Below are 11,810 nucleotides of genomic sequence, written 5' to 3' on the forward strand. Positions count from 1 at the left end.
CCTCAGACTCCCTCCAAAAACTTTTAACGCCCTGCGGATCACCCCGATTTTGCAAGCAAAATCGGGGTGATCCGCAGGGAATTAAAAGTCTTTGAAGGGGGTCCGGGGGAAACTTTCTACAGAAAGTTTCCCCCGGTGCAATAAACCAGAGCTTCCTTAGGGTAACTCCGATTAATTGTCCCGGGGGAACCGTGGGGCTGTGACCCGTGGGTCTATGGCCCTTTACAAAAAGGTTCCCTCAGTGCAATCGACGATGTGGAAAGGGGGTGATGTTCATGGGTCTTCCTGTATTGTCCGACAGTCTCCAGGACTACCTTGTGAAGATCAGCGCCTTTCCCGTCCTCAGCCGCGAGGAGGAGCACGAGATCGCCGTCCGCTACTACAAGTACCGCAACATCGAGGACGCCCACAGGCTCGTGACCTCCAACCTCCGCTATGTGGTGAGTATCGCCCTCGAGTACCGCAAGTACGGCTGCAGGCTCGCCGACCTCGTCCAGGAGGGCAACATCGGCCTCATGACGGCCGTCAAGAAGTACAACCCCTTCAAGGGCACGAGGCTCATAACCTACGCCAACTGGTGGATACGCTCCTTCATCCAGGAGTATATCCTCCGCAACAGGAGTCTCGTCAGGCGCGAGGTCAAGGCGCTGAAGAAGAAACTCTTTTACAGGGCCCCCCTGGGCGAGGCCCTGCCGGAGTGCGCCGGCGGCGGTTGCGTCGACGCCGCCGACCTTTCGCTCGACAGCCCCCTCGGCGACGACGAGACGACGCACCTCGATATGCTGGTCGACAGGACGCCGGGCCAGGAGGACGCCCTCGCCGTGCGCGAGGAGCGCTCGCTCGTCAAAGGCGACGTCGTCAAGGCCTTGGCCCACCTCAACGACAAGGAGCGTTTCGTGGTCGAAAGGCGCGTCATGGCCGAGAAGCCCGAGAGCCTGCAGTCCTTGGGCGAGACCATGGGTCTTACGCGCGAGAGGGTCCGTCAGATAGAGGGGACGGCTCTCAAGAAGCTCAAGAAACGGCTCGCCGGCAAGCGCTCCGCCGCGTAGCGAGCGTGCGCCCCGGCGGATCGCCCGCCATCCCTTTGCCCCCCTACAGCACTTCACAGTACCGGACGGCAACGCAGCCCCGGCGGCTCCACGCCCCGCCGGACCGGTGCCGGGCAAGTTTTCCCTTTACAACAAAGTTGCCGGAAAGTATCATGTCTCCAGTCGAAAGGCCTTGCGGTATGACGGAAGGAGTCCCCGGACCCGGCGGCAGACCGACGGTAGCCGTCATAGACAGGGATGCCCTCAGGCACAACTACAGGGAGCTGCGGCGGCTGCTCGAACCGGGCACGGCGATGATGGCCGTCGTCAAGGCCGACGCCTACGGCCACGGCGACGTGGAGGTCTCGCGCGTGCTGGAGGAGGAGGGCTGCGAGTTCTTCGGCGTGGCGCTGTGCGAGGAGGGGGTTAGGCTCAGGGAGGGGGGCGTAAGGGCGCCCATAGTGGTGCTCGCAGGCGTCTACGCCGATGAGCTCGACGCCCTCTTCGACTACGACCTCACGCCCGTGGTCTTCGACCTCCGGATGGTGCGCCGCATCGACGCCGCCGCGGCGCGGCGCGGCGTGCGCAGGAAGGTCCACGTGAAGATCGACAGCGGCATGGGCAGGCTCGGCCTCATGCCCGGCGAGGTCGCCTCCTTCTTCGAGGCCCTCGGCGGCTGCTCGGCCGTGGAGCTTGAGGGCGTGCTCTCCCACCTGGCCGAGGCCGAGTCGCGGGACGGCGCCTACACCAGGGCGCAACTGTCGGTCTTTCTCGAGGCCGTTGAGACGGTCAAGGCCGCCGGGTGCGACCCCGGACTCCTCCACATAGCCAACAGCGCCGCCATCGTCGCCTCTCCGGCCTCGAGACTCGACCTCGTGCGCCCGGGCCTCATGCTCTACGGCGCCTATCCCGGCGAGGACTTCCGGGGCAAGGTGGCGCTGCGGCCCGCCATGGAGCTTCGAAGCTCCGTCCTCCAGGTAAAACGCATAGCAAGGGGCTCGCCGGTGGGCTACGGCAGGACCTTCACGGCCGTCCGCGACACTACCGTGGCCGTCATCCCCATAGGCTACGGCGACGGCCTGCTCCGAAGCCTCTCGGGCCGCGGCGAGGTGATCGTAAGGGGGCGGAGGGCCCCGATCGTGGGCCTGGTCTGCATGGACCTCACCATGGTCGACGTGACGGCCGTGGAAGGCGTGGCTCCCGGTGACGAGGTGGTGATCATCGGCTCGCGCGCCGGCGAGTCCGTCACGGTCGAGGAGGTGGCCCGCCGGGCGGGGACCATACCCTACGAGGTGCTCTGCAGCATCTCCGGACGGGTCCCGCGCCTTTTCGTCTGAGCGCGCGGCCCGGGAGGCTCTCGCTTGAGGAACTATCTCGAAAGGCTCGGCAAGGCGGCCGAGGACTTCATTACCACCGTGGGCGAGATGTTCATCATGCTCGGCAGGGCGCTCGCCTACGCCTTCACTCCGCCCTTCAAGTTCCGAAACCTCTTCCGACAGATGGAGTTCGTGGGCGTGCAGAGCCTCTTCGTCGTCGTGCTCACCGGCTCGTTCACAGGCATGGTCATGGCGCTGCAGAGCTTCAACGCCCTCAAACGCTTCGGCGCCGAGAGCCTCGTGGGGCCGACCGTTGCGCTCAGCATGGCCCGGGAGCTCGGCCCCGTGCTCACGGGGCTCATGGTCACGGGCCGGGCCGGCTCGGCCATGGCCACCGAGCTCGGCACCATGAGGGTCACCGAGCAGATAGACGCCCTCTTCACCATGGCGCTAAACCCCGTAAAGTACCTCGTCTCCCCACGCATAATAGCAGGCATCGTCATGCTGCCGGTCCTCACCGTGGTGACCGACTTCGTCGGCGTCGTGGGCGGCTACCTCGTGGGTGTGAAGCTTCTCGGCATCAATCCCGGCGTCTACATCGGCAGGACCGTGGACTTCGTCACGGTCAGCGACATAATGAACGGCCTCACAAAATCGGTCTTCTTCGGCCTCATAATCTCGCTCATAGCATGTTACTACGGATTCTACACCAGCGGCGGAGCCGAGGGCGTGGGAAGAGCCGCCACAAAGGCGGTGGTCATGGGCTGTGTCTGCATCCTCATCTCCGATTACCTCCTCTCGACCCTTCTCTCGTAAAGCAGCGGCCGGGGGCACGGTATAAGGGAAACTCTGATTAATTACCCTGGGGGAAACTTTCTGTAGAAAGTTTCCCCCAGACCCCCTTCAAAGACTTTCAATACGACTTGGTTTCCCCCTGTTTTGCCTGGCAAAACAGGGGGAAACCAAGTCGCATTAAAAGTTTTGGAGGGAGTCTGAGGGAACCTTTTACAAAAAGGTTCCCTCAGTGCAATAAATCAGAGCTTCCTTGATAGACTCGTCGGAATATGATAGAAATTATTGATTTGAAAAAGAGCTTCGGCTCCAAGGTTGTGCTTGACGGCGTCAACCTCACCATAGAGAAGGGCGGCATAACGGTCATAATCGGCCGCAGCGGAGAGGGCAAGAGCGTGCTCATAAAGCACATAATCGGCCTTCTCAGGCCCGACTCGGGCCGCATACTCCTCGACGGCCGCGACATAACCGCCATGGACGCCTACGAGTTCAACGCCGAGCTTCGCCGCTTCGGCATGCTCTTCCAGAGCGCGGCGCTCTTCGACTCCATGACGGTGGGCGAGAACGTCGCCTTTCCGTTGAGAGAGCACACCGACCTGCCTACGGCCGAGGTGAGGGATATCGTCTCCGAGAAGCTGCGGCGCGTGGGGCTGGTGGGGGTGGAGCACATGATGCCGGCCGACCTGAGCGGAGGGATGAAAAAGCGTGTGGGTCTTGCGAGGGCCATAGTCATGGACCCGGAGATAGTCCTATTCGACGAGCCCACGACTGGCCTGGACCCCATAATGAGCGACTCCATAGCCGACCTGGTCATCGACACCCAGCGGGCGCTCAAGACCACCTACGTGGTCATTACGCACGACATCCCCCTTACCTACAAGATCGCCGACACCATCGCCATGCTCCACGAGGGGAGGATAATCGAGAAGGGCAGTGTGGAGGAGATGAAGGCCACCGCCAATCCGGTGGTGAGGCAGTTCCTCGAGGGGAGGGCGCAGGGGCCCATCAAGGTCTTTTGACGAGGGGCCGGCGCCTTGGTTCGCGGCGGCGCGGAGACAACCGAGCTTTATGATAAGACTGACCCCAGAGGCCAAGGTGGGGCTTTTCGTGCTCGCCGGCATAACGCTGCTCGTCTACATGTCGCTTCGGCTCGGCGGCATCCAGTTCGGAGCGGGGGAGGGCTACAGGCTCGTCGTGCGTTTTCCCAGCGCCGCCGGACTCGACAAGGGCGCGAGCGTGCGCGTGGCGGGCGTGGAAGTGGGCAAGGTGGACGATATCGAGCTCGACAACAATATGGCCAGGCTCACGCTGCTCATCGACCCGGAGGTGAAGGTGGGCCGCGACTTCACGGCCGTGCTCAACACCAAGGGCCTTCTGGGCGAGAAGTTCGTTCAGCTCATGCCGGGCGCTCCCGGCGCCCCGCCGCTCAAGCCCGGCGAGGAGATCGTCAACACCAAGGTCTACGCGGAGATGGACCAGCTCATAACGCTTCTGAGCGACGTGGCCACGGACCTCAAGAGCGTGAGCTCCACGCTCGGCAAGGTGCTCGGCGGTCCCAGGGGCGAGCAGAGTCTGGCCAGCATAGTTAAGAACATAGAGGAGCTCACCGAGAGGGTCAACACGCTTGTGGCCGGCAACGAACGGCGCTTCAGCGACATAATGAGAAACCTCGACGACTTCACCTCCATGCTCAGCCGCGAGGGCCCGGGCTTCACAAAGAGCATCAAGGAGACCTTCGTGGGACTGAACTCCTCGCTCAAGAGCGTCTCCGACAACCTCAACGCCCTCATAGCCGACAACAAGGAGAACCTGAGCGCAGGCATCGAGAACCTGCGCAACGCCTCGGCCAGGCTCGAGGAGACGATGGAGACCATAAACAACCTCGCCACCGAGGTGGAGCCCGAGATAAAGGATACGGTGGCCTCCATCGGCAGCGTGGCCAGGAAGATAGACAGCGGCGAGGGCACCATCGCAAAACTCATAAACGACCCCGACACGCACGACAACCTCAACAGGACGATAAAGGGCATCAACCGATACCTCGACAAGGCCCGCAGCTTCCGCCTCCACGTGGGCTACCGCGGCGAGTACCTCCTCGACGGCGGCGAGACCAAGGGGTACTTCACCCTCAAGGTCCAGCCCCGCTCCGACCGTTACTATCTGCTCGAGGTCGTCGACGACCCGCGCGGAAGCCGCTCGACCGAGACTATAGAGACGAGCACGGCCGGAGCGACCACCACTGTCACGGAGACGAGGACGACCGAGGACCTCAAGTTCAGCCTCCAGATGGCCATGCGTTTCCAGGACCTCGTCCTTCGCGGCGGGCTCATCGAGAGTACCGGAGGGGTGGGGGCCGACTACTACCTCCTCGACGACAGGCTGCGCTTCACGCTCGAGGCCTTCGACTTCGACACGGAGCGCAACCCGCACCTCAAGGCGGGAGCGACACTGCATCTCAACAGGTTCCTGTTCCTCACGGCGGGCTACGACGACTTCATAAGCCGCAGCGGCATGAGCTCGGCCTATGTGGGGGCCGGTCTCCTCATCGAGGACGACGACCTCAAGTACATCTTCGGCAGTGCTCCTCCCATAGCGTTCTGAGGCGTGGAGAGGGGAGGCGGGAGAGCAGGGGAAGGACTCGGCGCCGCTTTCGACGTGGGGTCTACGACCATAGTGGCCTCGCTCGTGGAGCTTGCCACGGGCCGCGTCGAGGCCACGCAGTCGCGTCCCAATCCGCAGCGCCGCTGGGGCGCGGACATCCTGGCGCGGGTCGAGGCCGCCTCCAGGCCCGGCGTGCTCGCCGCCATGCAGGAGAGCGTCGTCGGGGCCTGCAACGAGCTCCTGGGACGCATGGCGGGCGGGGAGGCCGTCACCGAGCTCACGGCCGCAGGCAACACGGTCATGGAGCATCTGCTCCTCGGCGTCTCGCCCGCCGGGCTTGCGCGGCTGCCCTACAGGCCGGCGTTCAGGGAGGCCCGCCTCGTCGAGGCCCGGGATATCGGTCTTGAGGCCGCCCCTGGGGCCCTGCTCTACACCTTTCCCATCATCGGAGGGTTTGTGGGCGGCGACGCCGTGGCCGTCCTGACCGCGCTGGGGCTGGGCGAGGGGACGGAGACGGCGCTTGTGCTCGACATCGGCACCAACTCGGAGATAATGCTCGCCTGCCGGGGGGAGCTCTTCGCCGCCTCGGCCGCCGCCGGTCCGGCCTTCGAGGCCGGCGGCATAAGCTGCGGCATGACGGCCGCGCCGGGCGCCATAGAGGATGTTGTTGTAGAGGGCGACAGGCTGCGGCTTCGCACCGTCGCGGACGTGACGCCGAGGGGGATATGCGGCTCCGGCCTCGTAGCCGCCGCGGCTGCGCTCGTGGACGCCGGGGTAATCGAGGCCTCGGGCCGCATCCGCGACGCCGACGAGGTGGGGAGCAACCTCTCCTCGCGCATACGGAGCGGCGAGGACGGCAACAGCTTCGTCCTCTTCAGGGGCGCCGGCGGCGAGGTCTCGCTCACCCAGGGGGACATAAGGTCGCTCCAGGTGGCCAAGGCGGCCATAAGGGCCGGCGTCGAGGTGCTGCTGCGAAGAGCCGGCGTCGACGCCGACGCCGTGGGGACCGTCCATGTGGCCGGGGCCTTCGGCAGCCGTCTGCGCCCCGATGCGCTGGCGGAGATAGGGCTTATCGGGAGGGCATGGACGGGGCGGGTCAACCTCGCGGGGGACGCGGCGCTCGAGGGGGCGGTGAAGGCCCTGGTCAGCCGCGAGGCGAGAACCCGGGCCGAGAGGGCGGCGGCCGCCGCGCACTACGTCTCCCTCTCGGGCAGCGCCCCCTTTGAAAGGGAGTTTATAAAACACATGGACCTTTGCAGCGGCTGAGGGGGCCTTTCGGCGCAAGGGCCTGCCCCGGCGGAAAAAACCGGAGCTTCCAGAAGGGGAGGGAGATGAAGAAGGTAAGAAGGGCGATAGTCAGCGTAACGGACAAGTCGGGGATCGAGGACTTCGTAAAGAGGCTCGAGGCCGCCGGTGTCGAGATAATATCCACGGGAGGCACGGCCGAGCTCCTCAAGAAGGCCGGTGTCGACGTCATACCGATCTCGGCCTACACCGGTTTCCCCGAGATGCTCGACGGCAGGGTCAAGACCCTCCATCCCAAGATACACGGCGGCATACTGGCCATGCGCGACAACCCGGAGCACCGCCGCCAGATGGAGAGCCACGACATACTGCCCATCGACATGATAGTGGTGAACCTCTACGCCTTCGAGGAGACGGTGGCCGGCGGCTGCACCCTCGAGGAGGCCATCGAGAACATAGATATCGGCGGCCCCACCATGATAAGGGCGGCGGCCAAGAACTTCAGGGACGTGGCCGTCGTGACCGATCCGGCCGACTACGACGCCGTGATGGAGGAGATGGAGCGCAACGGCGGGGCGTTGTCCGAGGCCACGCGTTTCGAGCTCGCCAAGAAGGTCTTTTCGCTCACGGCCCGCTACGACGGCGCGGTCTCCAACTACCTCACCGGCCTCGACGGCCCGGCCGCCTTCCCCTCGACGCTGACCATGCAGTTCGCCAAGGTCCAGGACCTGCGCTACGGCGAGAATCCCCACCAGGCCGCGGCCTTCTACCGCGAGGGCCGGGGCGGGGGGCTCGCCGACGCCGTCCAGCTCCACGGCAAGGAGCTCTCCTTCAACAACATACTGGACCTCCACTCGGCCATGGCCCTGGCCTCGGAGTTCGACGCCCCGGCGGCGGCCATCATAAAGCACAACAACCCCTGCGGCGCGGCCTGCTCCGAGGCCGGTCCGGCCGAGGCCTACCGCAAGGCCCTGGAGTGTGATCGCAGCTCGGCCTTCGGGGGCATCGTGGCCTTCAACAGGCCCGTCACGGCCGACGTGGCCCGCGAGCTCTCCGGCATATTCCTCGAGGCCGTCATCGCGCCGGGCTTCGACGACGAGGCCCTGGATATACTCAGGAAGAAAAAGAACATAAGGCTCATGGCGGCGGGAAAGGGGGGCAGGCTCCCGGAGCCGGACGGACGCCTCGACATAAAACGCGTCTCCGGCGGCGTGCTCGTCCAGGAGCCCGACCGCCCGGAGCCGCCGCGGCTTCGCACCGTTACGAGGCGCGAGCCCACGGCCGATGAGCTCGAAGGGCTCGCCTTCGCCTGGCGCGTTGCAAAGCACGTGAAAAGCAACGTCATCGTGCTCGCCAAGGACGGCCGCACCGTCGGCATAGGCGCGGGCCAGATGTCGCGCATAGACTCGACGAAGATCGCCGTCATGAAGGCCGGTGACGCGGGGCTTGACGTGCGTGGCTCGGTACTCGCCTCGGACGCCTTCTTCCCCTTCCGCGACAACGTGGACCTGGCGGCGGAGAACGGCGTGACCGCCATAATACAGCCCGGCGGCTCGATCCGCGACGACGAGGTCATAGCCGCCGCCGACGAACACGGCATGGCCATGGTCTTTACCGGAGTGCGCCACTTCAGGCATTGATAGCGCTGAGGGAACCTTCTGGAAGGGGACGCGGTTCCTTGTCGGACCCGTGGACCGTTGTCCGCGTGGCGCTCCCCGGGAGGTTCGGTCCGCAAAGGCGTAAAGGATCCCGCCTGGCGCGGACCGAACCTCCCGGGGAGCGCCACGCTGGTGCGAGCGCATGAGGGGGGCCGGGGGAGACGCGGGCCTGTGGCCCTTCTTGAGAAAGTTTCCCCCGGGGCGATTAACGGCATAAGGAGGACGTTCGAGGTCGATGAAAGTGCTTGTCATAGGCGGCGGGGGCCGCGAGCACGCCATTGTGTGGAAGCTCGCCGCGAGTCCGCTTGTAAAGAAGATATACACGGCGCCGGGCAATCCCGGCACGGCGGCCCACGGCGAGAACGTGCCGATAGCGGTCGACGACATCGCTGGGCTCGTGGACTTCGCAAAGAGGGAGGCCGTGGACCTTACCGTTGTCGGTCCGGAGCTGCCGCTGACGCTCGGCGTAGCCGACGCCTTCAGGGCCGAGGGGCTGAGGATATTCGGCCCCACGAAGGCGGCGGCGGCGCTCGAGGGGAGCAAGGCCTTCAGCAAGGCGCTGATGACCAAGTACGGCCTGCCCACGGCCCGCTACCGCGAGTTCACCGACCCCGACGAGGCGCTGCGCTACGCGGAGGGCGCCGGGGGACCGGTCGTCATAAAGGCCGACGGCCTGGCGGCCGGCAAGGGGGTCCTCATCTGCTCCACCGTGGACGAGATGATCGTGGCCGTCGACTCCCTGATGAAGAAGAAGGTCTTCGGCGAGGCCGGCGAGAGGGTCATAGTGGAGGACTTTCTCGTCGGCGAGGAGGCCTCTTTCATAGCGGTCACCGACGGCCGATGCGTCGTGCCCTTAGCGCCGTCGCAGGACCACAAGGCCATATACGACGGCGACGAGGGACCCAATACGGGCGGCATGGGCGCCTACTCTCCCGCGCCGGTGGTGACGGCGGAGCTCGAAAGGGAGATAATGGAGCGCATCATGGTGCCGGCCGTGCGGGCCATGGAGGAGGAGGGGCGTCCCTACAGCGGCGTGCTCTATGCGGGGCTCATGATGACCGACGAGGGCCCCATGCTCCTGGAGTTCAATTGCCGTTTCGGCGACCCCGAGGCCCAGCCGCTCATGGCGCGCCTCGAAGACGACCTTGCCGAGCTGCTCATGGCCTGCGCCGAGGGCGGCCTCGAGGAACGGACCCTGTCGTGGAGCGAGAAGACGGCCGTATGTGTCGTCATGGCCTCGGAGGGCTATCCCGGCGAATACGAGAAGGGAAAGCCCATCTCCGGACTCGAGGAGGCCGCGGCCATGGAGGACGTGGTGGTCTTCCACGCCGGCACGGCCGAAGAGGACGGCCGCATAGTGACGGCCGGAGGGCGCGTGCTCGGCGTGACCGGCCTGGGCGCCGATACGAAGGAGGCCATAGAGCACACCTACCGTGCCGTGGAGAAGATAAGCTGGGACGGCGCCTACTACCGCCGGGACATAGGACTGAAGGCCCTGGGAAGGTGAGGGGGTGAGGGCTCTGCTCCTCGGTCCGCGTTGGATTTTGCGGGGCGAACTTTCTGAAGAAGGGCCATGGACCCGCGTCTCTCCCGGCCCCTTGTACGCTGTGCGTGAGTTCGAAAGAGGGCGGCCCCCGGCAGGTCGGCTCGCAAAGGCGTAACATCCCCGCCTGGCGCGAGCCGACCTGCCTGGGGCCGCCGTGCCGCCGGCGCGGGGGGAGCCCGAAGAGGATCTAAAGAGCTTTGGAGCGGACTCGAATGAGGCCTTTCCAAATGGTGCGCCAAACAAACATGGGAGGAAGACGAGATGTCGGAGCCGCTTGTAGGGATAGTGATGGGCAGTGATTCGGACCTTGCCGTGATGGAGGAGGCCGCGAAGATGCTCGAGCGCTTCGGCGTGCCTTACGAGATGACGGTTTCGTCGGCCCACAGGACGCCGCGGCGCACGCTCGAGTATGCGCGCGGCGCCGAGGAGCGCGGTCTCAAGGTCATAATCGCCGGGGCCGGGGCGGCGGCCCATCTCGCCGGTTTCATAGCCGCCGAGACGACGCTTCCCGTGGTGGGCGTGCCCATCGACGCCACGGCGCTGAAGGGACTCGATGCCCTCCTCTCGACGGTGCAGATGCCGGGAGGCGTGCCCGTTGCGGCCATGGCCGTCGGCAAGGCCGGGGCCCGCAACGCCGGCATCTTCGCGGCCCAGATCATAGCCGCCTCGGACGGTAAGCTCAGGCGGGCGCTCAGAGAGCACAGGGAGGAGATGGCCCGCAAGGTGGAGGAGAAGGCCGCCCGCGTGGAGAAGAGGGGCTGAAGGCCATGGCCCTCGTCATAGACGCCGACGCCGCATACGACGAGGCCTTGCGGGCCGTGAGCGGCGGCGGGGTGGTCGCCTATCCCACCGAGACCTTCTACGGTCTCGCCGTCGATCCCTTCAACGTCGATGCGGTGAAGAGGCTCTTCGCCCTCAAGGGCCGCGATTACTCGAAGCCGCTCTCTCTCATAGTGGGCGATGCCTCCATGCTCGCCAGGGTGGTCTCGTCGGTTCCGCCAGCGGCCGAGCCGCTCATGAGGCGTTTCTGGCCCGGCCCCCTCACCCTCGTCTTTCCCGCCTCGGAAGAGCTGCCCCCTATCGTTACGGCCGGCAGCGGGCGCGTGGCCGTAAGGGTCTCGTCCTCTCCGGCCGCCACGCGTCTCGCCGCCGAACTCGCCTCGCCCATCACGGCGACGAGCGCCAATCCCTCGGGACGGCCCGCCCCCGTGACCGCCGCCCAGGTCGTCGAGTACTTCGGCGACGGCCTCGACGTGGTCATCGACGGAGGGGGGCTGCCGGGACGGCTCGGCTCCACCATTGTGGACGTCACGTCCGGCAGGCTGGAGATCGTGAGGGAAGGAGAGATACCGGCGCGCCGGATACTTTCGTCCTGACCGCCGCCTCCCCATTCCGCCGCCGCTGCCCCGCCCTGCCAGACCCTCCCCGCCTCTTGCCGGCAGGAAAGACGGAAAATATCCTCCCCGCACCCTAAGGAAACTCTGATTAATTACGCTGGGGGAAACTTTCTGTAGAAAGTTTCCCCCAGACCCCCTTCAAAGACTTTTAATACGAGTTGGTTTCCCCCTGTTTTGCTTGGCAAAACAGGGGGAAACCAACTCGCGTTAAAAGTTTTTGGAGGGAG

At 65.3% G+C, this 11,810-nt stretch carries 10 protein-coding genes; all 10 read left to right on the forward strand.

What is annotated here, in order from left to right; translation table 11 throughout:
- The first annotated feature begins 269 nt into the window (after nucleotides 1–269).
- The 10 genes from ENJ37_02440 (at nucleotide 270) to ENJ37_02485 (ending at nucleotide 11,562) form a co-directional block, all read left to right on the forward strand.
- A complete protein-coding gene (locus ENJ37_02440) occupies nucleotides 270–1,049 on the forward strand; it encodes a sigma-70 family RNA polymerase sigma factor (protein HHL39342.1) in 780 nt (259 codons plus the stop codon).
- A gap of 152 nt (nucleotides 1,050–1,201) precedes the next feature.
- Entirely contained in the window at nucleotides 1,202–2,365 is a 1,164-nt protein-coding gene (alr, locus tag ENJ37_02445) for an alanine racemase (protein ID HHL39343.1), read from the forward strand.
- A gap of 87 nt (nucleotides 2,366–2,452) precedes the next feature.
- Entirely contained in the window at nucleotides 2,453–3,160 is a 708-nt protein-coding gene (locus ENJ37_02450; protein ID HHL39344.1) for an ABC transporter permease, read from the forward strand.
- Nucleotides 3,161–3,408: 248 nt separating this feature from the next.
- A complete protein-coding gene (locus ENJ37_02455; GenBank protein HHL39345.1) occupies nucleotides 3,409–4,155 on the forward strand; it encodes an ABC transporter ATP-binding protein in 747 nt (248 codons plus the stop codon).
- 49 nt (nucleotides 4,156–4,204) lie between these two features.
- On the forward strand, nucleotides 4,205–5,737 hold the full coding sequence (locus tag ENJ37_02460; GenBank protein ID HHL39346.1) for an MCE family protein: 1,533 nt from the start codon (nucleotides 4,205–4,207) through the stop codon (nucleotides 5,735–5,737).
- A 3-nt stretch (nucleotides 5,738–5,740) separates the two neighbouring features.
- A complete protein-coding gene (locus ENJ37_02465) occupies nucleotides 5,741–7,003 on the forward strand; it encodes a DUF4445 domain-containing protein (GenBank protein ID HHL39347.1) in 1,263 nt (420 codons plus the stop codon).
- A 65-nt stretch (nucleotides 7,004–7,068) separates the two neighbouring features.
- The gene (purH, locus tag ENJ37_02470; protein ID HHL39348.1) at nucleotides 7,069–8,622 is read left to right on the forward strand and encodes a bifunctional phosphoribosylaminoimidazolecarboxamide formyltransferase/IMP cyclohydrolase; all 1,554 of its coding nucleotides are present in this window, start codon (nucleotides 7,069–7,071) and stop codon (nucleotides 8,620–8,622) included.
- 253 nt (nucleotides 8,623–8,875) lie between these two features.
- Nucleotides 8,876–10,147 (forward strand): phosphoribosylamine--glycine ligase, encoded by a 1,272-nt coding sequence (gene purD / locus ENJ37_02475; protein ID HHL39349.1) that lies wholly within the window; start codon nucleotides 8,876–8,878, stop codon nucleotides 10,145–10,147.
- Nucleotides 10,148–10,447: 300 nt separating this feature from the next.
- Nucleotides 10,448–10,948, forward strand: a complete 501-nt coding sequence (purE, locus tag ENJ37_02480) for a 5-(carboxyamino)imidazole ribonucleotide mutase (protein HHL39350.1) — start codon at nucleotides 10,448–10,450, stop codon at nucleotides 10,946–10,948.
- Nucleotides 10,949–10,953: 5 nt separating this feature from the next.
- Complete coding sequence (locus ENJ37_02485; protein ID HHL39351.1) at nucleotides 10,954–11,562, forward strand: threonylcarbamoyl-AMP synthase; 609 nt, start codon at nucleotides 10,954–10,956, stop codon at nucleotides 11,560–11,562.
- Nucleotides 11,563–11,810 lie beyond the last annotated feature (248 nt).

It is taken from the genome of Deltaproteobacteria bacterium (assembly GCA_011375175.1).
Classification (GTDB): domain Bacteria; phylum Desulfobacterota; class GWC2-55-46; order GWC2-55-46; family DRME01; genus DRME01.